General features: G+C 35.5%; 24 protein-coding genes. 9 read left to right on the forward strand and 15 right to left on the reverse strand.

Annotated elements, in window-relative coordinates:
* The first annotated feature begins 134 nt into the window (after positions 1 to 134).
* Complete coding sequence (gene rho, locus OOK92_RS06280; protein WP_264328936.1) at positions 135 to 1,538, forward strand: transcription termination factor Rho; 1,404 nt, start codon at positions 135 to 137, stop codon at positions 1,536 to 1,538.
* Between the two features lie 220 nt (positions 1,539 to 1,758).
* Here rho and OOK92_RS06285 read toward each other — a convergent pair.
* From OOK92_RS06285 to OOK92_RS06295, 3 genes are all read right to left on the reverse strand, one after another.
* Positions 1,759 to 2,761 (reverse strand): IS630 family transposase gene (locus OOK92_RS06285; protein ID WP_264735405.1). Its coding sequence is split into 2 segments (ribosomal slippage): positions 1,759 to 2,250 and positions 2,252 to 2,761, totalling 1,002 coding nucleotides; the frame shifts between segments, so codons are not numbered across the junction.
* A gap of 479 nt (positions 2,762 to 3,240) precedes the next feature.
* Positions 3,241 to 4,137: an aspartate carbamoyltransferase catalytic subunit gene (locus tag OOK92_RS06290; protein WP_253307260.1), complete on the reverse strand. Its 897-nt coding sequence runs from the start codon at positions 4,135 to 4,137 to the stop codon at positions 3,241 to 3,243.
* 203 nt (positions 4,138 to 4,340) lie between these two features.
* Positions 4,341 to 5,366: an extracellular solute-binding protein gene (locus tag OOK92_RS06295; protein ID WP_264735574.1), complete on the reverse strand. Its 1,026-nt coding sequence runs from the start codon at positions 5,364 to 5,366 to the stop codon at positions 4,341 to 4,343.
* 494 nt (positions 5,367 to 5,860) lie between these two features.
* Here OOK92_RS06295 and OOK92_RS06300 point away from each other — a divergent pair, with 494 nt between their 5' ends.
* Positions 5,861 to 6,031, forward strand: a complete 171-nt coding sequence (locus tag OOK92_RS06300) for a hypothetical protein (RefSeq protein WP_264735575.1) — start codon at positions 5,861 to 5,863, stop codon at positions 6,029 to 6,031.
* 132 nt (positions 6,032 to 6,163) lie between these two features.
* Here OOK92_RS06300 and OOK92_RS06305 read toward each other — a convergent pair whose 3' ends face one another.
* Complete coding sequence (locus OOK92_RS06305) at positions 6,164 to 6,301, reverse strand: hypothetical protein (RefSeq protein WP_264735576.1); 138 nt, start codon at positions 6,299 to 6,301, stop codon at positions 6,164 to 6,166.
* A gap of 223 nt (positions 6,302 to 6,524) precedes the next feature.
* Here OOK92_RS06305 and OOK92_RS06310 point away from each other — a divergent pair, with 223 nt between their 5' ends.
* On the forward strand, positions 6,525 to 7,925 hold the full coding sequence (locus OOK92_RS06310; protein ID WP_264735577.1) for a hypothetical protein: 1,401 nt from the start codon (positions 6,525 to 6,527) through the stop codon (positions 7,923 to 7,925).
* A gap of 152 nt (positions 7,926 to 8,077) precedes the next feature.
* Positions 8,078 to 8,206 carry a hypothetical protein gene (locus tag OOK92_RS06315; protein WP_264735578.1) on the forward strand — a complete coding sequence of 43 codons (129 nt, stop codon included), beginning with the start codon at positions 8,078 to 8,080 and terminating at the stop codon, positions 8,204 to 8,206.
* 142 nt (positions 8,207 to 8,348) lie between these two features.
* On the opposite strand, the gene OOK92_RS06320 is transcribed toward OOK92_RS06315, so the two are convergent.
* From OOK92_RS06320 to OOK92_RS06365, 10 genes are all read right to left on the reverse strand, one after another.
* Positions 8,349 to 8,480: a hypothetical protein gene (locus tag OOK92_RS06320; protein WP_264735579.1), complete on the reverse strand. Its 132-nt coding sequence runs from the start codon at positions 8,478 to 8,480 to the stop codon at positions 8,349 to 8,351.
* A gap of 128 nt (positions 8,481 to 8,608) precedes the next feature.
* Positions 8,609 to 9,589 (reverse strand): SGNH/GDSL hydrolase family protein, encoded by a 981-nt coding sequence (locus OOK92_RS06325; protein ID WP_264735580.1) that lies wholly within the window; start codon positions 9,587 to 9,589, stop codon positions 8,609 to 8,611.
* Positions 9,590 to 9,796: 207 nt separating this feature from the next.
* A complete protein-coding gene (gene rpoD, locus OOK92_RS06330) occupies positions 9,797 to 11,740 on the reverse strand; it encodes an RNA polymerase sigma factor RpoD (RefSeq protein ID WP_264735581.1) in 1,944 nt (647 codons plus the stop codon).
* Between the two features lie 123 nt (positions 11,741 to 11,863).
* Positions 11,864 to 12,190 carry a cation:proton antiporter subunit C gene (locus OOK92_RS06335; RefSeq protein ID WP_253307288.1) on the reverse strand — a complete coding sequence of 109 codons (327 nt, stop codon included), beginning with the start codon at positions 12,188 to 12,190 and terminating at the stop codon, positions 11,864 to 11,866.
* Positions 12,187 to 12,606 carry a Na(+)/H(+) antiporter subunit B gene (locus OOK92_RS06340; protein ID WP_164224942.1) on the reverse strand — a complete coding sequence of 140 codons (420 nt, stop codon included), beginning with the start codon at positions 12,604 to 12,606 and terminating at the stop codon, positions 12,187 to 12,189. Before OOK92_RS06340 ends, OOK92_RS06335 begins: the two co-directional genes overlap by 4 nt.
* On the reverse strand, positions 12,599 to 13,126 hold the full coding sequence (locus OOK92_RS06345; RefSeq protein WP_264735582.1) for a DUF4040 domain-containing protein: 528 nt from the start codon (positions 13,124 to 13,126) through the stop codon (positions 12,599 to 12,601). The genes OOK92_RS06340 and OOK92_RS06345 overlap by 8 nt, the downstream gene beginning before the upstream one ends.
* Before the next feature lies 1 nt (position 13,127).
* A complete protein-coding gene (gene mnhG, locus OOK92_RS06350; protein WP_096617042.1) occupies positions 13,128 to 13,415 on the reverse strand; it encodes a monovalent cation/H(+) antiporter subunit G in 288 nt (95 codons plus the stop codon).
* Between the two features lie 6 nt (positions 13,416 to 13,421).
* On the reverse strand, positions 13,422 to 13,667 hold the full coding sequence (locus tag OOK92_RS06355; RefSeq protein WP_082860906.1) for a monovalent cation/H+ antiporter complex subunit F: 246 nt from the start codon (positions 13,665 to 13,667) through the stop codon (positions 13,422 to 13,424).
* 28 nt (positions 13,668 to 13,695) lie between these two features.
* Positions 13,696 to 14,112, reverse strand: a complete 417-nt coding sequence (rpoZ, locus tag OOK92_RS06360) for a DNA-directed RNA polymerase subunit omega (RefSeq protein WP_253307286.1) — start codon at positions 14,110 to 14,112, stop codon at positions 13,696 to 13,698.
* A gap of 60 nt (positions 14,113 to 14,172) precedes the next feature.
* Positions 14,173 to 14,469, reverse strand: coding sequence for a helix-turn-helix domain-containing protein (locus OOK92_RS06365; protein ID WP_253310011.1), 297 nt, complete (start codon positions 14,467 to 14,469; stop codon positions 14,173 to 14,175).
* 435 nt (positions 14,470 to 14,904) lie between these two features.
* Here OOK92_RS06365 and purE point away from each other — a divergent pair, with 435 nt between their 5' ends.
* The 5 genes from purE (at position 14,905) to OOK92_RS06390 (ending at position 22,299) form a co-directional block, all read left to right on the forward strand.
* Complete coding sequence (purE, locus tag OOK92_RS06370; protein ID WP_264735583.1) at positions 14,905 to 15,396, forward strand: 5-(carboxyamino)imidazole ribonucleotide mutase; 492 nt, start codon at positions 14,905 to 14,907, stop codon at positions 15,394 to 15,396.
* Positions 15,397 to 15,403: 7 nt separating this feature from the next.
* Complete coding sequence (gene mutL / locus OOK92_RS06375; RefSeq protein ID WP_264735584.1) at positions 15,404 to 17,263, forward strand: DNA mismatch repair endonuclease MutL; 1,860 nt, start codon at positions 15,404 to 15,406, stop codon at positions 17,261 to 17,263.
* A gap of 369 nt (positions 17,264 to 17,632) precedes the next feature.
* The gene (locus OOK92_RS06380; protein WP_264735585.1) at positions 17,633 to 17,809 is read left to right on the forward strand and encodes a hypothetical protein; all 177 of its coding nucleotides are present in this window, start codon (positions 17,633 to 17,635) and stop codon (positions 17,807 to 17,809) included.
* 157 nt (positions 17,810 to 17,966) lie between these two features.
* Positions 17,967 to 18,932 carry an ankyrin repeat domain-containing protein gene (locus OOK92_RS06385; protein WP_264735586.1) on the forward strand — a complete coding sequence of 322 codons (966 nt, stop codon included), beginning with the start codon at positions 17,967 to 17,969 and terminating at the stop codon, positions 18,930 to 18,932.
* Between the two features lie 721 nt (positions 18,933 to 19,653).
* A complete protein-coding gene (locus tag OOK92_RS06390) occupies positions 19,654 to 22,299 on the forward strand; it encodes a 2-oxoglutarate dehydrogenase E1 component (protein ID WP_264735587.1) in 2,646 nt (881 codons plus the stop codon).
* On the opposite strand, the gene OOK92_RS06395 is transcribed toward OOK92_RS06390, so the two are convergent.
* Positions 22,292 to 22,891 (reverse strand): TIGR02217 family protein, encoded by a 600-nt coding sequence (locus OOK92_RS06395; RefSeq protein WP_253307282.1) that lies wholly within the window; start codon positions 22,889 to 22,891, stop codon positions 22,292 to 22,294. The genes OOK92_RS06390 and OOK92_RS06395 overlap by 8 nt on opposite strands.
* Positions 22,892 to 22,901 lie beyond the last annotated feature (10 nt).

Raw genomic sequence — 22,901 nt, forward strand, 5'->3', positions numbered from 1 at the left:
TTAGTATAATGTAAGTAAAGTACGGGGTTTAATAATAATTAAGCTTAATACGCACTAAAACTAGTTCAGCCTAATTTATTATCTTATAGTCACATTTTAGGTTAGTAAGCATCAATTAAAATTTTTGGAGGATTATGACAACAATCAATGAAGATGTTTTGGCAAAAGGAAAGGTTACAGCTCAACCTGAAAAAAGTGAGCAAATTCACAATAACGATACAGTAAAACAGATGGTCAATGAAGGTACTGAGAAAAACAGAAAAACATTAGATCTGAGCGAATTAAAAGAGAAAACAGCAGAAGAATTGTTAGAGTTAGCTGAAGAAAGAAAAATTTCAACTAACGGTAAAAGCAATGGTAGAATGCTAAAGCAGGAAATGATATTCAGCTTAATGAAGAAAATGAGCGAAGAAGGAGGCATAACCACAGGGAGTGGAATAGTGGAAATATTGCCTGATGGTTTCGGTTTCTTACGTTCAGCAAGTGCAAATTATGCTCCAAGTACCGATGATGTTTATATTTCTAACGGGCAAATAAAGAAGTTTAATTTACGTACAGGAGATATGGCATGTGGAGAAATAAGGCCACCTGGTGATAAAGAAAGATATTTTACTTTAACTAAGGTTCAAAGTATAAACTCTACTGAAGTCAGTGAATTAAGAAAGTACGTCCATTTTGATAATTTGCTTCCTCTTTATCCTGAGGAAAGCATAGTACTTGAGTGTAATAGTGGTGATGATAAAAAAGGCTTAAGCATGCGTGCTATAGATATAGTAGCTCCTCTTGGGAAAGGGCAAAGAGCGTTAGTAGTTGCTCCACCTCGCACAGGAAAAACTGTATTGCTTCAGCAAATGGCTAACTCTATAGCTATAAATCACCCTGAAATAGAATTAATAGTGTTACTTATAGATGAAAGACCTGAAGAAGTAACAGATATGATACGTTCTGTAAAAGGTGAGGTAGTGAGTTCTACGTTTGATGAGCCTGCTTACCGTCACGTACAGCTTGCTGAAATAGTAATAGAAAAAGCTAAAAGAATGGTTGAGCATAAAAAAGATGTGGTAATCCTACTTGACAATATTACTAGACTTGCACGTGCTTATAACGCTGTTATTCCTTCGTCTGGGAAAGTTCTAACTGGTGGTGTGGATTCAAATGCACTGCAGAGACCCAAGCGTTTTTTTGGAGCGGCTCGTAATATTGAAAATGGTGGTTCTTTGACAATCATCGCTACAGCTCTTATAGACACTGGTTCAAAAATGGATGAGGTTATTTTTGAAGAGTTTAAAGGTACAGGAAACGCTGAGATTATACTTGATAGAAAACTTTCTGATAAACGTATATTTCCAGCTATTGACATTACAAAATCCGGAACAAGGAAGGAAGAGCTATTAGTTGATAAGGCTATACTAAATAAAATATGGGTGTTGCGTAGAATACTCAATCCTATGGGATCTGTTGAAGCAATGGAATTTTTACGTGACAAACTACTTTTAACAAAGAGCAATGCTGACTTTTTTAACTCCATGAATCACTAAAAGTAAGCCAGTTATGATGGATATGCTGAGCAAAAAGTAAAACGCTTTTATAGTTAAAATAATTGTATCCGTTCAGGCAATGGCGAACTTAGGGAGCGTTAAATAAACTATACGCGTCAAGTTAAGAAGCAAAGGTAAGAAAATTCAATGAACTTAAGGTGGATACTCTAGTCTTTCTATATCTGTCTTTCACAGAAAATTGTGATACCAAATTCCATTACTAATCGAACAAATAAGAAACATTACAAACTCGTTTAATAGTAGTGCTGGAAATACTGACAATAAAATTACACACAACATCTTCAAGTAAGCCTATGGTATCGTAGACTCTGTTGCGTAAAGTATTGTGTTTGATATATTGCCACAACCTCTCAACAGGATTCAGTTCAGGTGAATAAGGAGGCAAGTATATAATGGTAATGTTTTCCTGAAATTTCAAACTTTTTGATCTATGCCAACTTGCACAATCCATTACAAGAAAGGCTTCTTTCGTGCCTAAATCTTTCGACATCTGCTCCAGAAATATATTCATACAATCAGTGTTTACATATGGAGCAAGTAGGCTAATTTCCTTACCACTTCTTGGATTTACCGCACTGTAGATATAGAAATTTTGTCTACCGATTTTTATTTTAACCTGCGTTCTGATCCCTTTTTTGAACCATCCGTGTCCGATTTTTGAATGAGTTCCAAATCGTGATTCATCAAAAAAATACCTCCTTTTCAGGGTGGGAATTGACTATTTTATTGAAGTATTTTTTAAACTCTTCTTGCTTGTTTTTATCTTGTTTATGGTGCATTGGCCTTGGTGTTATGTAAGAAAATTTCATCCTTTGTATCTCACGGTGCACTGTTGATTTACCGATGTTTAGGTCAAATTCCTCTGAGATTTTTATTCGCACTTCCTTAATAGTAATATTTGGATTTTTTTCTACCCATATTTCAATTTGCTTACGTTGATTTTTGTTTAATTTGCTTTTTCTTCGCCGCTGAGACGGGGCAAATAGTTTTTCTACTCTACCAAATTTTAGATGCTTTATCCATTCAGTCAAAGCAGTCCTTGAAATTTTACATATTCTTGCTACAGCGCTTATACTACTTTCTTTTCCTGCTATTACCGCTTGTAACTTTTTTGAAACATATGCATTATTTCTGACCTTTTTTAACATTTCTTTCGCCAAATTTACAACTTTTTCGTCTAATAGTTTTGACCTTAATGCCATTTAAACCTCGCTATTTCACTTACTTTAGTATAGCTTTTTTTCCATTATCTTCTATCTGTTCTTTGTATAGTGGGAATTGGTATGACCAGTTTGTGGTAAGTTTTTTCAGGAAAATTCTCAAATTATTAATTTTGCTGCTTAACGCTAAAAACAAGTAACCGTTCACGGATTGTGAGAATGAATAAAGAACTAAGCAGTCGTAACTTTTGGAAGGGATTTTGGCCATTGAGACGTGATGTCAAAAATATCGACAACATTCTTCCACGAACCTTTCCCCACGTTCCAACCAGGTGAAAAAGCTGTTTTTACGATAGCCGTCTAATTTGCCGTTCTGCAAGGTTGTTGATTGACTTCAGGCTTTCGTAAAAACTTCCACACCATATCCTCGGCCTTAACATCTTAATGGCCATTCTCAAACCATTTTCGTCATTTCATGAAAAAACCCTTCTTTCGCATTAGTTGTGTAGCATCTTTTAATATTAACAAGGCCTATAATAGTGCAGCACTGCCTTACGTATTGCCAATCCAAATTCTACTTGCTGTAAAATAACACAATCTGCTACATCGCTGCTAATCTCAATCCCTCTATTTATTGGCCCTGGGTGCATAACAATCGCATCTGGTTTTGCGTATGATAGCTTTTGTGAATCAAGTCCATACAAATGAAAATATTCTTTCTCTGAAGGAACAAAACAACTATTATTCATGCGCTCTTTCTGCAGTCTTAAAAGCATGATTACATCAGCATCCTTTATACCTTCAATTAATGAATAATGGACTGAATCTACTTCAGGAAAATGCTTACAAATCAAAGTTGGTGGTGCGACCAAGCTTATCTCTGCTCCAAACATTTTTAGCAACCTTATATTTGACCTTGCAACTCTGCTGTGCAGAATATCTCCACATATCACAACTTTGAGATCCTTTATTTGCTTTTTATGACTGCTGATTACAAGATAATCTGCAAGAGCTTGAGTTGGGTGTTCACTGCTTCCATCGCCTGCGTTGATTAGCGAGCAGCTAACATTCTTAGCCAGCATATTAACAATACCGCTATTTTTTTGCCTGATTATTATATAGTCAGGATTCATTGCATTTAATGTTTTGATCATGTCTTTTAGATCTTCTCCCTTGTTAATAGAAGAAGATCTTATTGGCAAAGTTACAACATTTGCTCCAAGGCTTTTTGCTGCTATTTCAAAAGACGCAAGTGTACGCGTTGAATCTTCAAAGAATAAATTTATTACTGTCTTATTTTCCAAGATATGACTATTTGCAGCTTCTTTTTTAAGGTACTGGTTAGCCAACTTAGTTATATTTTCTACATCATCGACTGTAAGGTCTGAGATGTTTAACAAATTCCTTCTCTTGTGCATAGTTTCCTTTTCAACTACTTGAACCTATTCTACTTTCTTATTATTGTTTTTCAATAGACCTCTTGTGCAGCAATTGTTTTGGTGAAAGAACAGAAAAAGATAGTAAAGTCAAAATTAAGTTAGAAGGAAGAAAAAGTTCAGCGAGTCAAGAGTAAGGTACATTAGCATAAATCTTTCATCCCAGTGTTCAGTGGCACTGGGGATTACTTCCACTTACACTCATCCGCTATCATAACAGCCTCAAAAAGATGCTTCTCAAGTTCACTTAGAGGTAAATCACTTTGTGGATAATTTCCCCAAGACTTTAGTATATCGGAAGTTTCAACGCCTTCAATAACAGGGTATTCTTGGTTTTTTTTAGCGTATAGCTCTTGAGCCTGCTTGCTTACTAAAAATTCCAATAAGACTATAGCATTTTCCCTGTTTTTTGCGTTTTTTGTTACTGCTGCACCACTGATGTTTACCATTACGCCGTGATCATTGCGATTAGGAAAAAAAGCCCCTAGCTTGTCTATAACATTCTTTTTATTTTCTGATGAAAGAATTCTTGCAAAGTAATAACTATTTACTATTGCAACATCTCCTTCACCAGCAGCTACAGCATAAATTTGGTCAGTATCACCACCACTTGGTTTTCTTGCCATATTACTCACAATTCCACTTACCCATTCTTTCGTCTTTTCAAAACCATTATTTGCAATCATAAAAGCAATCAACGACCGGTTATATGGACTTGTAGAAGAACGCACTAATATTTTTCCTTTCCATTTTTCATTTGCTAAATCTCCATAAGTACTTAAGTTTTTAGGATTTACTGACTCTTTATTATAAACCAATATTCTGGTTCTTTTTGTAAGGCCAAACCAATAATCTTCACTATCTCTAAATTTTGCAGGTATAACACTTTTTAAAATCTCTGAATCCACTTGAGATAAAAGCCCTCTTTTTTTTGCCAAAATCAGGTTCACTGCATCTGCAGTTAAAAGTAAGTCAGCTTCACCGCCATTTTCCATGCGTGAAAGTAGCTGAGAATAATCATCAATGATGTAACGTACTTTAATGCCTGTATTTTTTGTAAATTCATCAAATAAAGTACGTACTAATTCTTCTTTGCGCGATGAATAGACATTCACTACTTGTGAATTGTCAGTTCCGCTGTTTTTATACAAAAAAGTAATGACTATTAATACAACTGCTATTAAGGATGTGAATATAAAGGCTTTTTTCATATTGGATAAAAAATAACTTCTTTCAGTTAAAGATACTCAAATAGCGCAATCTTAGCAAGTGTAAAATTCGTTAGATGTAGCTAATATAATTTGGATTTACCGAAGTCAATGTATGAAATAATCGAAATTGTCATTCCAGCGCGTGACGCTAAGCCATAAAACCTACTTGACAAACTTCGCCAGCCCCCTTATCATGAAACTGAAGGTATTCAGTTATCTTCATCTGTGCAGATTAAACAGCAAAAAAACAACGTAGTTGGCGTCTTATTTTTAATTTTTTGCACTATGTGCACCTTATGTCTTCACAACATTTCTAGGTTTTTACCTACACAAGCTGAAACGCGCTTATAAGTCGTTTAAGACAGTATAGTACGCCAATTTGCAGGATTAGAGAGTGACAACTAGCTAACACGGGATTTCTTTTGCCTTTTTTTCTGCTTAGTAAATTTCTTAAACATTTGAACTAAGGTGAGCTGCACTTAAAAGCAGCTAAATTGCAGTGTTTAAGACTTAAAAAAACGCCAATACAGAAAATAGACAATGACCAGGGCCTCTTTTGCCTTTTTTTTCGTTTGGTAAATTTCTTAATGTTTATAGCTAAACGACAACCGTCATCCCGCTACGTGTTAGCGGGATCTATGTTAAGAGATACCGCGGCGGTATGACGTAGGGCTACAGGTGTCATCCCAGTGCCCAGACACTGGAATCCAGCTAAGTTAGTGAGTGTAAACAGTAGCCAACCTTACGTTAAAACACAACGTTCTTGATGAGATTGCATAAAAACTGGATTCCTTACATCATAGAGGCACTGCCATTATAGAGTGAACCAGTGTCTGGGCACTGGGATGACAAAAAAAGGGGCTACTTGGATGACAAAAAAGAGGCACTGGGATGACATCATAGGGGCGCTGGGATGACACCCTGACAATCGTCATCCCGCTGCTTGTTAGCGGGATCTATGCTAAGAGATACCGCGGCGGTATGACGGTCTGCGGCGGTATATTCGTTATCCCGCTACGTGTTAGCGGCTAAGAGATACCGCGGCGGTATGACGTATTACTTATTATAGCTATAGTTCTACATGAATTACAAAAGTAATATTTACTAGATCTTAATATTTTAGATCTATATTTTAATAAATAATGAGCTGTAATTAGTATGAATGATCCATTTAAAAGTGAGAACTATAAAAAAAATCTCGACTCCTTGATAGAAGCTATAAAGCTGAAAAATATTGGTGAACAATATAATAAAACAGTGAGAGATTTATCCCAGACATTAGAGAGTTTTACAGATAAGGCAGAAGATGTAGCTAAGTTTGTTATATGTAGTGACTTGAATAATTATATAGAACCGGTGAACAAAAAGCCATCAGGTTTTTTTGGAATATTCAAGGAAACATTTAATAAAATCTTGGGAAAAGATGCTTCAATTCAGGATAACGATATAAGAAATTTTGCTAATGATAAATTGCCCAGTCTTGCTGAAAAAATAACATTCGAATACCTAAATGTTTTAAAGAAAATTTCAGATTTAGAGCAAAGTAAAAAAAATCAGGAGGAACATAGATTGTATGGAGTGAACTTAGAGGATAGAACAGCGTCAAAGCAAGAAGAAAATCCTTTATATGATCTACAAGCAGGAGATTCAGGCTATGGAAGTTTATTAAATGAAGAGCATGAATATGAAGACATATCAAATTATCAAGAGAAAAAGCAAAAGGAAAATCCTTTATATGAGCAGAGAGAAGATTTAGGCTATGGAAGTTTATTAAATGAAGAGCATGAATATGAAGACATATCAAATTATCAAGAGAAGAAGAGTAAAATTTTAATAGAAAATTCGCAGAGTTCAAAATCGCCCAAAGAAGAGCCAATTTATGCAACAGTTTCTAAAGAACATATAGAAGCAAAAAGAGAACGTAAGCAGAAACAACAACCTCAATCCCTCGTACTAACAAAACCACCAAAAGCATCGCAAGTGCCAAAAAAAATATCTACTACTGGTCAAGAAGTTAGACAAGAATCGAACGTGGTAGTCAAAGATAAACCTGCAGTACCGCCAAAGCCTAAAAATCTAAGCCGTGCTGATCAAAAAGTAAGCACAGAGCCAAAAGTAGTAGAAGTAATTCTTAAAAAATCAGCTGAAAGTAAACCTACAGTACCACTAAAATCTGAAAATCAAGACAATAGGAAATCAGCACAAAAAGCTGCTGGTAAGGCGATACCAAAAGTAGCAGCAGCTACTATGAAAGGAGGAGCTAATCGCGAGATGGGCAGTAAAGTAAAGGCATTAAAAGAAAAATTTGAGCAAAATCAAGCAAAAGGAAATGCTAATGTACGGCTTGCTGAAAGCAAAACTACCCCAGCAGCACAAGCGGATATCGGTGTGAAGAAAAAACAATCTCATTCATTTCTAACAGAGAATAAAAGATCTGCAACGAAACACATAACAGCAAAATCTGATCCAAAATCTCATGTCAGCAAAAATCCTCCTTCCACACAAGTAAGTGTTAAGGAAATGGTTGCACAAATTGAGAAAGGAAAAGGAGGAAGATAGTAACATTTGGGAAAAAAACATATGGTCAAGTCAAGAGATTGTGAGCAAACTTAGGAAGTTATAGCTAAACTGACTGTATCTGTTCAGAGGAGTGGCTAATGTGCAAATATTGAAGCAAAGTGCGTGACTCACAGCTGTACGAACATTGCAATATGGCACATAGTAAACGATGTCATCCCAGTGCCCAGACACTGGGATGGCTTTGTTGCATCGCTAGCTATGATGGATTAAAGATAAAAAAGATGGAGAATATCAGTAGCTTATTATTCTGGTATTTATAACAAGAACGGTCAGTGAATACCTAAATTTGAGTAAAAGAAATTTCACTACCACTCACTAATCCGGCTAAAATTCAAGAATTTCAATGCTTTAGCTATTTTCAATAGAATTAAGTTTATTAATATAAATAATAAATTACTATTCTTAAATTTGATCAGATTGATTGCAAAAAAACAAGATTTTCAATAGGTTGCTTATAATCCTAGCTATAGTTAGCCTTTCATAAGTAGCGATGCAACAAAGCCCACTGGGATCCAGTTTTTCATATAATCTCATCGAAAATGTTGTAATCACTTTCTGTGCTAGTTTGCTTGTTCACAAGCAAACTTTTCTGGTTCCCAGTGTCAAGCACTGAGATGACATCATAGGGACACTGGGATCTAGGGAATGTTCAAAAAACTGTGTCAAATCAACTCATACACTTCATTACCAACTTCATGATGAAGTTCTGCAGTTGGATGGAAATAATCAAAAAAGAAATAATCCTTTAGTGTTTCTTCGCTACACCCAGGGTTATAGTGAACGTCAAGTTCCCCTTTAAATATCAACTTTAAGAGTATTTTTATATTTTCTTTAAATCTCCCAATTTGGTTTGCAATGTTCGATGTGCATGCATCTTGACAATTTAAACCTTTGCTCTTGTATTCGCTAAGCATACTTTTCATTTTAGAGTTAAGATCAAATGCTTTTATTTCAAGATTTGTACTTTTCTTCATATAATCTAAGCCATTAGCCAATTTTGCATTGAAACTCTCTGTGAGCTTCGTAGCTAGTTCCCTTGCTTCTTCATCTCTATTAAAAGCTGGTATTGAGCCAACTTCAGGTGCGTTTGCAACAACTACATGCTTAACACCATGTTCATTTAGAACCTTAAGTGCATTACATATTTCACTCACTGCTTGTTCCAACACTTCTTCCGCTTTAGTATCGTCATAAGCAGTGGCAACCATAACATCATTTCCGCCAATTATGATGCAAAATAAATCTTCTTCACCTATATCTGGATGATGTTTAATTACCGCATCTAGCTGGTTAGCTAAACGAAATTTATTGAAGAAATAAGAAAAAATAGGGTCAAAAATTTCAGACGCTGTTGCACATGAAACTGCATAGTTTTGACCTTGCTGTTCGTGGCATCTACCAAAAAATGAATAACTCCACCCAGGTTTAAATTCGTCTAAATCTAAATATTTTGCTACATATTCAACAGCAGTGGGGCCATTGCTAAAAGATCCTCCTTGATAAAAAGGGTCATCAAACTTTACGCTTTTTGCAAAGGATAAGTTATTTAAAATTCCAATGATTGCGCCATTATCGGATAAACTATCACCCAGAACATAAAAATTTCTATACTTTGAATTAGAATTGTCATTTTTGTTTGTCATAATATTTACCGTAGATTAGCATGTTGTTTCATTAGATTCATAAAAAAAAATAGCGGTGCAACTTTTTTACAACCCCCATTTTAAACTTTATTGTGCATTTCCTTCATATCATACCTTTTTGAAAAAACGTTTTATTTTAAAAACGCTCTGACTTTTTCTCCACTTTTTCCGGGCAAAATCAGCTTCTTCTTAACTTGACACGTATACTTAAAAGAACCCTCTAAGTTTTCTAGCGCGGCTTGGATGTTTCAACTTGCGCAGTGCTTTTGCCTCTATTTGCCTAATTCTCTCACGTGTTACATTAAAAATTTTTCCTACTTCTTCTAAGGTATGCTCCTTCCCATCTTTACCAAGGCCAAAACGCATTCTTAGAATTCTTTCTTCCTTTGGTGTTAAAGTTGCAAGAACATTGGTTGTAATGCCACGCAAGTCAGCAAGTATTGCAGCATCCTCTGGTCTGGAGACTCGCTTATCTTCTATACAATCACCGAAGGTACTACTATCATCCTTTCCTGTTGGAGCTTCAAGACTTACTGGGTCCCTTGCTATTTTCATAACTTTGCGTATTCTTTCCAGTGGCATTGTCAGTTCTACACTTAATTCCTCTAACGTCGGCTCTCTTCCCATCTCATGAGTCATTTTTCTTAATGCTCTGTTGATTTTACTGATAACTTCTACCATATGAACTGGTATTCTAACTACTTTAGACTGCTCAGGTATTGCCCTAGTGATTGATTGTCTTACCCACCAAGTGCCATAAGTTGAAAATTTATATCCACGTTTGTAATCAAACTTATCCACGGCCTTCATAAGACCAATATTGCCTTCTTGTATCAAATCAAGCAGATCAAGGCCTCTTTTTGAATACTTCTTAGCAATGGAAACTACTAGCCTTAAGTTAGCCTTAATCATCTCTTGCTTTGCTTCAGAGACTTCTCGTTCGTGTTTTTGTATTCTCCTGATTAGCTCCTTAAATTCTTGCACGTTATCTTCCTGTATATGCTGCTTAATACCGTTCAAAGTACTAGCTATATGTTCAGAGTTATCGTCTATAAACCTTAAAAATTTGTTTTTTAATTCACCTGTAAAAGAGGACTGATTTTCATTGATCTTTAAAAGACTTATCTTTTTCAATTCGTGCTTTAAAAGCACGTCATCATAAACTTTATAGAAACTTTCTCTATCGATATCGTATTTTCTAGCCTCAGCAATAAGATTAGCCTCTTCAAGCGTGATGGATCTATTTATCTTATAAAGTTCTTGTGTAATTCTGGCAACAGCAGCATCACTTAACTTAATTTGTAATGCTATAGACCATATTTGACTATATAAATTCTCTAGTTCATCAGAGGAATCTTTAGAATTTTTTCTTAATACCAATGCTTCATTTGTTAAAGTAATTATCTCATCCAATGCAACTATGACCTTTGGCAATAAGTCACTTTCCATTTCAAGAATAGAAACATTTAAATTCGCTGAATTTATATCTTCATTATCACCGTCTTTCTCATCATCACTTTTTTTACTATCTTTCTCATCATCACTACAGTACTCAGCATCTTCAGAAACATCCTCAGAATCCTCAACATCTTCAGCACTTTCTTCACTCTCTTCTTTGGGTACCACATTAAAGTCAGAGTTATAAATTGCATCCAGATCTATAATTTCTCTCAGTAAGAGAGCTCCACTACTTAAATCATCACGCCATACTTTTATCACCTTTAATGTTACTGATGTTTCAATTATTGCACGTAACATGTTATGCTTTTCAGATTCAATTTTTTTTGCTATCTCGATTTCATCTGCCCTTGACAAAAGCTTTACAGAGCTCATGTCTTGTAAATAAATCCTCACTGGATCATCATTTTGTACTAAAGTTGCAGTAATATTTGGCGATGTGTCATCATCATCAAGTTTACTATCATCACTGTTGGAAGGAATATCTTCTTCATCTTCGCTACTTTCAAGCACATTAATTCCGGAATCCTGCAATAAAGATATAGCATCATCTATAAAATCAGACGAAAAATTTTCATCTGATAATTTATCATTTATATCATCAAAGGTGACAAAACCACCTTTTTTTATACTTTTAGTTACAAGATCTCTGATAATTTTTTTCTTATCTTCTGCATCATTAATAGTTGACATCATTACCTTTATAGTTTATAATTTTATTTCTTATTAACAAATAAACTTACAACGAGCAAGTCTATAATTTTACTTTTAACTTGTGGCTATTCGTTACTTCATATAGTTTAAGATACTGTTAATTTATGTACACTTGTCTTGATCAATTGTTCCATACTTTTCTTCCATTTTTACTGCTATGGACAATCCAACTGAAAATGTTGCAATTCCAACCACTATAGCAGTAAGCATTAAAACATGAGGTATAGGATTGCTATATGAATAAAAATTTGAAACCAATATAGGAGGCAAAGAACTTTTTATATATCCTAGAGATATGTAAAACAACAAAACAGATGCTTGGAAGACGCTTACCCCTATCATTTTCTTGATTAAATTTTTATCGTTTATAATAATATATAAACCTAGCACCATTAATACAATAATAATCGTATAATTATATAAAGTCATTGTTTTTTCCTACGAGCAAAATTCATATATATAATTAACATAGAGGAGCAGACAGTAAATGCTACACCTAATTCCACCAAAAAAATACCCAATTTTTGACCGGTTCTATTATTGGCTGACAAGATATCATAAGATAAAAAATTTTGGCCAAGTAAAGTTGTTGCAACGCCCGTTCCTCCATAAATTAAAATACCTAACACGTTAGTCAATCTAATCACAGAATAAGGTATTGCTTTTAGAGTTGTAGATACACCAAATAGCATTGAATATAATATTATCCCGGAGGCAATAATTATTCCTGCTTGAAAACCTCCACCCGGAGTGTAATCACCGTGAAATTGTATGTATAAACCAAATAAAATGATAAAAGGTATCATCAAAAATGTTACTGCATTTAATATCGGATCTTTAATCATTGTCTTTTTCTTCTTTTAATATCAACGTTATACAAAGCGCAGCAGTAAAAACTACTATAGTTTCTCCAAACGTGTCATAACCACGAAAGCTTGCCAAAACAGCTGTCACTATATTAGGAATACCGGTAGCTTTTTCGGTATTTTCCACATAATAAGGAGCAACATGTAAGTGGATCGGAGCATTGTGGCTGCCAAAATCTGGCAATTGAATCATAAAATATGACAAACATACAGCCAGAAATAACATAAAAAAAAGCGTTATAGGGTTATGAGATAGATTTACTTTATGATTCTTTATCAAGGAGAGTGCTGCAAACGTAAAAACCGTACTGAGCCCCGCACCAACAGAAGCTTCAGTAATTGCAACATCAGGTGCATTCATAATTAAGTATATAAGCGCAATAAGTGAACTAAATACACACATTAGAACAGCACTTACGACTAAATGTCGCGAGAAGACTATAAAAACCGTAACTGTTAGTAACAACAAAAGTAGCACTACATTTAATATTTCTAACACCTTAACCTTCTTTAACAGTTTTTTTCTTAACTTTATAATAAGTGCGCGCTAAAATATAGCCATTAGTTGAGCTAGCTACCCATATTATAAGAATTAATAATATTATTTTAACAGTATTGATTGAAAATCCATTCTGCAAAGCAAAACCAATTAACAATAGCGTTGCACCGCTAGAATCTGTAATACCTGCTGCATGTAACCTAGTATAGAAATCAGGAAATCTAATTACTCCCACACTTGAAATGATTACTGAACAAATGCCTAAAAATATAAGAACGGATCCTATCATAAATTATTAAAACAACATTAATCTCATTAGTGCTATAGTTGATATAAAGCTAACGCTAGCATACAACAATGCTATATCAATTAAAAAAAAATTATTCAGAATGATTGATATTGCTGTTATGAGTACAACTACTTGCGTTGAGAAATTATTGAACGCTAAAACCTTATTGTACACATCACTTGACTTAGACACTATGCGGCACAACATTATACTCATACAGAACAACAGTGTATAGATAGCAATGTGAAGCATTTAAAGACTATGTAACTTCAGTAGATTTCTAAACGGATACTTCTTCATCGCCATCTTGATCATTTATTTCATCATCTATTTCACCATCCACTTCATAATCTTGGCTTTCTTGACTTGCATCAAGATCTGTGTTAAATTGACCATCAGAAAAATTTAATAAATTCGCTAGCTTACTTGTATTACTGCTGTAAACATTATTCATATTTCCTTTCATGTACTCCTTGCATCTACCTACCAAAAGGTTAAATAGCTCATGAGTATCCACCTGTTTTTCTGCTATTTCATATAAGGAAACTATGGTGTTTTTATGGTCTTTAAACTGAACTGTTTGAACTGGATTACTTGCTCCTGTATTTAAATCATGTGTTCTTTGACTTGCCAATAGAACCAATTTGAAACGGTTACTTACCTGTTCTGTACACTTTTCTACAATAGACTCAGCCATAAGATACTACCTTAATAAGTTTTATACTATATCACAAAAAACAAGTTGTCAACTTTGTATCTATTGCGATTCAACTTCATGTTTTACTTTTTCTGCCTCAGATTTTATTTCTTGGCTTTCTGTCATCGTGATTGTTATTTCATGATCAAGTTTTTTTAGAAATCCTAACAATCGCTCTAAAGAAAAACCATCTATTTTACCATTTTTAATTTGTGATACCTTTGGCTGATCAATACCAAGTTTCTCAGCTGCAAAAGCCTGAGTCCAAGCATTTTTTTCTATAATTTTATTTATTATATAAAGCAACTTTGTTTTTATTGCTGCACTGTCTAAGTTATTTAACGATATTATTTCCATAATTCTTACACTCACATATCAATTAACTTTATTAAATATTATAGCATAATATTTAATATACCAAGATATTAATATCATATAACTTGTCAATAATTATATGATATCAAATTTAAAACTTTAAGTTGATTGTATATTAATATTTCAATCAAATTTCTAGTAATTTTAAATTACCATTTTACCATCAGCCTCTCTGAAAAAATCATTTACAGAAAGAACAAGCTAAAATTACAAAGCTTGAAATACAAAAATAATTATTTTATAAATTTATCTTACATAAGAAGTTTATATCTCTATATCTTAACATAGATATTTATTTAAATTTTTAAAATTTCTATTTTAACGAGAATTCTATATATTATATTTATAATATAACTTAAATATTTGTTGCTTTTTAGCTGGAACACTATTTAGTTAGTAAGTAAAATTGTGTTGAATATGACAAAAATAAAAAAAGATGTTGCTGTTATTATGGGAAGTGAGTCAGATTACACCACTATGGTCCATACCGTCGATATGCTAAAAGCATTAGAAGTTTCACATGACATATTCATAATATCTGCACATAGAACACCAGAAAGGCTCTTCAATTTTGCTAAATCTGCACAAGAAGAAGGTTTTAAGGTTATTATAGCTGGTGCAGGAGGTGCAGCTCATTTACCTGGTATGGTTGCGTCATTAACTTGTTTACCAGTTATCGGCGTTCCTGTGCATAGTAAACAATTAAATGGGCTGGACAGTCTACTCTCTATAGTTCAAATGCCAAAGGGTGTTCCAGTTGCAACCATGTCTATAGGAGAAAATGGAGCATATAATGCTGCCATTACCGCCGTATCTATATTGTCAATTTCCAACGGTGAAATTGCAGGTAGGTTAAAAAAGTGGAGAGAGAGACAGACCAAAGAAGTAAAAGAAAAACCAGTTTCATAATAAATCTATGGCAATAATCCTTCTAGACACAAAAACCATAAACCGTATAGCAGCGGGGGAAGTGATAGAAAGGCCTGCAAGTGTAGTAAAGGAATTAGTGGAAAATGCAATAGATGCTGGAAGTTTAGAAATAGAGATCAAAATAGAAAGTGGTGGGCGTAACCTTATTATTGTGACAGATGATGGTAACGGAGTAGAAAAAAACGATTTAGAACTTGCGTTTATGCGCCATGCTACTTCAAAATTGAGCGATAGTGAGTTGATAGAAATCAAGCATCTTGGCTTTAGAGGAGAAGCTCTGCCTTCAATAGCAGCAGTAAGTAGGATAAAATTATCGTCTAAAGCAAGCGGAGCAAGTGAAGCATGGTCTATAAGTTATGAGGGTGGAGAAAAGATGGGGGAGCTAACTCCTTACTCTTTATCACAAGGGACACATATTGAAGTACGAGATTTGTTTTTCGCTACCCCAAATAGACTAAAATTTCTAAAAACCGAAAGAGCAGAAACTCAAAGCATTGTTGATATTGTAAACAACCTAGCAATGGTTAACTATCATATAGGGTTTACTCTCACTTCAGGTAATAAAAAGCTCTTAAAATACGCTAAGCAGACTTCGTTATTTCATAGATTGTGTGAAGTAGAAGAAGAATTTCAGGGCAATTCTTTGGAGGTCAATGAAGAAGAAGACGGCATTAAACTTACGGGACACATCTGTAAGCCGACCGTCAATCGTGGTAAGTCAACTCAGATCTATACATTTGTTAATGGAAGGCCAATTAAAGATAATTTACTTATTGGTGCGGTTAGGTATGCATATCATGATTTTATTCCAAGCGATAGGTATCCTTTTGCAGCGTTACATTTAGAGATACCTTATGATCAAGTAGATGTAAATGTGCATCCAAATAAATCAGAAGTAAGGTTTCAGAATAAGAAGCTCATATATGAGATAGTGACAAGAGGATTAATTAAAGCGTTGTCAAGAAGGATAGGCACCTTTGATGTCATTCCAGCTAGTGACCAGAGAACTACTAATACGATAGAGGGTTTTGTGAAAGGTTCATTATCAGATCCTTTTGATAAGTCTAATGTTCAAAAAGAATTTTATGAAAGGAGGCCAAGTCCTTTTGAAAATCAACTAATAAAAGAATTTGCCTCTCCAAATGAAAAAGCAAAAGGCTTATCAGAACAGTCAAAATCGTTTGATTATACCGGCATACAGAAATCCCCATCACAAGCGGAAATTATGGTTCTAGAAAAAAAGGTGTTAGAGCAAGTTGATTTGATAGAGAGCCACCCGCTCGGGTTTGCACGCTGTCAGGTCTATAATACTTACATTATTGCCGAGGTAAGAGACAAATTGATTATAGTTGATCAGCATGCAGCCCACGAGAGATTAGTATATGAATGCCTAAAACAAAAATCAAGTATAAAAAGACAAAAACTACTTCTTCCTGAAACGGTTGAAATCAAAAATCAAGCTGGAATGGAGATGATTGAAATCTATAAAGATAAGTTATTTGAAATGGGTTTTGATATTGAAATCAAATCAGAGAATAAAGTGATAGTAAAAGAAATCCCTGCAATTTTGGGAGCAATAGATGTGAAAGAGATGCTAATTAATATAGTGGGTAGATTAACGGAAATAGAAGATACATTGCCAGTAGAAGACAAAGTGAACAAGATATTGGCTACTATCGCTTGTCATGGATCAATTAGAGCAGGCAGGAAAATGAGGTTAGAGGAGATGAATGAGCTGCTGAGACAAATGGAAAAAACTCCATATTCCGGGCAATGCAACCACGGAAGGCCAACTTATATAGAAATGAAACTCAGTGATATTGAAAAACTGTTTGAGCGGAGGTAATGAGGTTGCCATAAATATGTAAGTGCTCTTTCCTCGTCATCCAAGTAGCTCATAGAAACGGATTAAACGAAAAACGACTTGACAAACTCCGCCAGCTCCCTTATCATGACAATAAGGGTATTTATGACTCAAAACTTGTTTTTGACCTGCAGGCTCAATGACAAAATTCAGTAAAAAAACTCAGGTATTTATTGGCGGATTACATAAAATTATAGCGGCTGCATGTCTTTTAAATTTTTTCTACATTCAGCCAAACCGCGCTTAAACTAAGCGTCAGCACATTATTACAGCGCCACTTACAGTAATATAGAGTCAAAACTCGCTACTCGGGGCTTCTTTTGCCTTTTTTTTCGTTTGGTAAATTTCTTAATGTTTATAGCTCAAAGAGAGGTGTCATTCCAGCACTTGATGCTGGAATCCAGGAATTTTATCAAGTATAAAAGTTATGTTAAAATGCACCATTTATGGAAAACTAGATCCCAGTGTCTGGGCACTGGGATGACGAGAAAGGAGCACTGGAATGACATCATAGGGGCACTGGGATGACATCATAGGGGCGCTGGAATGACACCCTTTCCTAGATGGAGATAAATTACAATGTTTGTACAGTTATGGGATTGCGCAGTGGATGCAGTTTAACATAAAAAGCTTTGCTTTTTGAAATTTTGGGTTATACTCAACTTCAACACTATTAGCAGGGGTAATGATCATGAATAAAGAAGAAGCTTTAAAAATTTTGGAACTAACAGATAGCCATGACGTTATCTCTAAAGCCAGAAAGAAATTATTTGATAGTGAAAAAAACTTAGATGTATTAAAAACGCAGATCGAGGCATATAAATCGCTTACCGATAGTCAAGCAGAAGCTTTTTCGGATCTTGTAATATCAGCTATTAACAGTAATGAGCTAGATTTTTTGGGATTATTACTAGAGACAGTAAAAAATGATGATAAATTTGATTATTTAAATACAGAAAGCACTAGTGGCAATATACCATTAAACTTCGTGCTTGGGTATACAAGTTGTAAAGATGAGTTAAGGGTTAAGGCCATAAGTTTACTTTTAAAGTATGGTGCTAATCCTAATACGAGAGATCGAGAAGGTAAATCATCATTACACTGTACTACCAAATGGAATGGTGTTCTCTGTCACAAAGTTACTGAATTACTTTTAGACAAAGGTGCTGACCCTAATGCAAAAGATAATCAAGGTAAAACACTGTTACATTACTTATGTGATGATCATAGTTACCTTAATGATCATGCACGTGGTCATGTTGAAATCGCGAAATTGCTTTTGAGGAAAGGCGCTAACCCAGACTTAAAAGATCATTACAATAAAAGACCAGTAGATTATGCTAAACACGACAGTAAAGTTGGGCAGTTATTTGGTGCCGTTAACTCTCATATGGTGTTGCTATACTCTTATGGTACAATAGTTCTTTCATCTCTTAGTATCATCTGCGCAACTGAAGTGGCAGCTAGGAATGTCAGAAAAGCAGATAAAATCGGGTTTGCCATTTTTGCAGTAGGTACTGCTGCTGTTGCATTATATTGCGCATACTGTGCAATAAAAACTGCGTTTTTTTCAAAACCCTCACCAGATTTTACCGAAGCTAGAGCAGAATTTCTTAATAGTCAATCACCAAATCCAGCAGGTGCAGCTTAATAATTATAGCTAAAGTAATCTAGGTTTACCGTCATTCCGCTACTTGTTAGCGGATGAGATACCGTGAATAAATCACGGTATGACGGTTCGCGGTGGTATAGTAATTCGTCATTCCGCTACTTGTTAGCGGGATCTATGCTAAGAGATACCACGGCGGTATGACGGTTCGCGGTGGTATAGTAATTCGTCATCCCGCTACTTGTTAGCGGGATCTATGTGAGATACCGTGAATAAATCACGGTATGACGGTTCGCGGCGGTATAGTAATTCGTCATTCCGCTACTTGTTAGCGGGATCTATGCTAAGAGATACCACGGCGGTATGACGGTTCGCGGTGGTATAGTAATTCGTCATTCCGCTACTTGTTAGCGGGATCTATGCTAAGAGATACCACGGCGGTATGACGGTTCGCGGTGGTATAGTAATTCGTCATCCCGCTACTTGTTAGCGGGATCTATGCTAAGAGATACCGCGAATGAATCACGGTATGACGTAGATTGCTGATAAATCGTCATTCCGCTACTTGTTAGCGGGATCTATGCTAAGAGATACCACGGCGGTATGACGGTTCGCGGTGGTATAGTAATTCGTCATCCCGCTACTTGTTAGCGGGATCTATGCTAAGAGATACCGCGGCGGTATGACGTATAGAAACTAAAAAAGTTCTTTTTTAAAAAACTTAAGTTATACTTATAAGTGTTTGATATCTTATATAGTAATTATGTCGAGTTTAAGCTGCCTTTATGGCGATAATGCAGAATTTGTGGAAGAAATGTATAGCCGTTATCTGCAGGGCGATAAATCAATCGGGGAAGATTGGTATAGAATTTTTTCAAGCAATTTAGAAGTTAATAAAGCAGAGCCCTGCAATGCAACTAAGGTAGATGATTCAGTTTCTAGTTTAGCAAATTTCTTCAGGTCCTATGGTCACTTTTTTGCAGACTTAAACCCATTGTCACCAAGTGAAAATCAAGAAATAGATTACCAAAAATATTCAAATCTATCTCCGGCAAGTGACGCTGAAATCTATAGAGATATTTACTGCAAGAATATCGGTTTTGAATTTATGCATATCTCCTCTTATGAGGAGAGAATATGGCTGCAGGACAAGATCGAAAATCAAACCTATACGCTGAGTTCACAAGATAAAAAGGAAATCCTGAGGCACTTGATCGAATCCGAAATGTTCGAGCAATTTCTCCATATGAAATTTCCTGGATATAAACGTTTTTCTATCGAAGGTGGGGAATCAGCTATCGTTGCAATTGAGAGAATCATTAGTGATTCTGCAGCTTTTAGTACTGAAGAAATAGTCCTTGGCATGGCTCACCGCGGACGACTTAATGTTCTGACCAAAGTTATGGGCAAAGAATATGCGGCAATGCTATCTGAATTTCAAGGCAACCTTGCATACCCAAGTGGTCTTGAGGTGTCTGGTGATGTTAAATATCACCTTGGCTATTCTTCTGATCGAGCACTTACAGGTGGCAAAAAAATACATTTAAGTTTATGCCCTAACCCATCTCACCTTGAAGCGGTGAATCCGGTTTTGGCTGGAAGAATAAGAGCAAAACAGAATATAAGGTCTGTGCTTGGCATATCAATTCATGGTGATGCGGCTTTCATCGGTCAAGGTGTCGTTGCCGAGACCTTGAGCCTAAGCAACATTGAAGGTTATAAAGTGGGTGGTATTGTGCACATTGTTATAAACAATCAAGTTGGTTTTACTGCTAACCCATGCTGCGCACGATCCTCTTTTTATTGCACTGACATAGCAAAATCAATAGAAGCTCCGGTTTTCCATGTGAATGGAGATAACCCGGAAGCTGTGAGTTTTGCTGCAAGTCTGGCGATGGAATATAGGCAGAAATTCAAAAAGGACGTAGTGATTGATATAATATGCTACCGCAAATACGGCCATAATGAAGGCGATGAACCGAATTTCACTCAGCCACTCATGTATAAGCTGATATCAAAACATAAAACTCCTGGAACATTGTATGAAGAAAAATTGACTGCAGAGAAAGTATTAGATGGCGATGAAGTAAATAAATTGCGCAGTGAGTTCAGGGCAAAATTAGATAAAAGTCTTGCTGAATCAGTGACTTACACTCCAAAAAAAGCTGACTGGTTCGGTGGAGTGTGGTCAAAATTAAGAAGAGCAAAGCTGAACGATTTGAGCGAATACTACACGGATTCTGGTGTTCCGCCAGATGAGTTGAAAAAATTAGGTGTGCATATAAATAGCAACATCCCAAGCGGCTTTAACATTAACAATAAGGTTAGAAAAATACTCGATGGAAGAATAGACAGCATAAATTCTGGTAGCAATATAGACTGGGCAACTGCCGAAAGTCTTGCATTTGCGTCACTGCTTACAGAAGGAATAGGAGTGCGTTTATCAGGACAAGATTCTGGTCGTGGGACTTTCTCGCACCGTCATTCAAGGCTTGTTGATCAGGTAACAGAAGAAGCGTTTATTCCGCTAAACAATATAAATGAAAAGCAAGCTCACTTTGAGGTCATAGATAGCGCTTTATCAGAGTATGCTGTAATGGGCTTTGAATATGGATATAGTCTTGATTCTCCGTATTCACTGGTGCTCTGGGAAGGACAATTTGGTGATTTTGCAAATGGTGCACAAATTATGATCGACCAGTTTATCGCATCTGCAGAAACAAAGTGGTTGCGATCAAGCGGTCTAGTTCTATTGTTGCCCCACGGTTATGAAGGGCAAGGACCTGAGCATAGCTCCGCACGTATAGAGAGATTTTTGCAACTCTGCGCAGAGGATAATATGCAGGTAGTTAATTGTTCCACTCCGGCGAATTACTTCCATGTCTTACGCAGACAAATGCATAGAGACTTTCGTAAGCCTTTAGTAGTGTTTACACCTAAATCACTATTGCGTCATAAAAGAGCAGTTTCTAACCTATCTGACTCTGAAGGAAAATTCCTCACGGTAATTCCAGAATGTAGAACAGGTTTAGTTTCAAATAATGAAATACGTAAAGTTGTAATATGCAGTGGTAAAGTTTATTACGATATAATTGAAATGCTTGAAACACAAAAAATAAACGATATAGCAGTGATACGTTTAGAACAATTCTATCCGTTTCCGGCCGATAAATTAAGCAGCGAACTTGAAAAGTACAAGAACGCTGAAATTATATGGTGTCAAGAAGAACCAAAAAATATGGGGGGATGGTTTTTTGTCAACCCATTGATAGACGAGGTGTTATCTGACCTCAATATTCAAGCAAAAAGACCTAAGTGTATCGCAAGACCTGCTGCTGCATCTCCTGCATGTGGTTATGCTAGTGTTCACACTCAGCAACAGGAGGAAATTTTAAAGCAGCTTAATTAAACTTCACCTCTACTAGTGGAATGTTATTCCAGCTATTGCTTCCATAGTCATCAATAGAAGCGTTTAAGTAATCTGTATCAAAGCGCACGGGCACATCAAATTCGAAGCTCGCAGTGATTATCGCATCTTTTACTGGTGGCTTCATAAATGTTATTTCTCCCGTTGAATAATTTACTGAATATTCACTCTCTTCTTTACCATTTAAATAAATCTTTACTGTCCCATGTACTGGCTTTTTGATCATGCGTATATGCTTATCTTCCCCACTTACATAAGTTTTGATTAGCTGAAAAGTCGTTTTTTTGTTATCTCCTATACCAATCTTTTGATTAATGGCTATAAAATCTGACCAATCCTTAAAACGAAACCCTATTGCTTTACCTTTTCGTGCATGAAAAAATGTTATGAGTTCTGTTAGCTGCTCGTTTGATCTGACCCCGTAAGCTATGTTGTATCTAGTGCGTGCATGAGACCAATTGATGTTGCGCTGTTCACAACCGTTATGAGTTGTTACAACGTCAGTGGAAAATTCCGGTCCTCCAGTGGAACCATAAGATATATTTTCTGGAAATCTAATTTCTGTGAATGACATATGTCCTCCT

This window comes from Wolbachia endosymbiont (group A) of Rhinocyllus conicus (assembly GCF_947250775.1).
Taxonomy (GTDB): Bacteria; Pseudomonadota; Alphaproteobacteria; order Rickettsiales; family Anaplasmataceae; genus Wolbachia.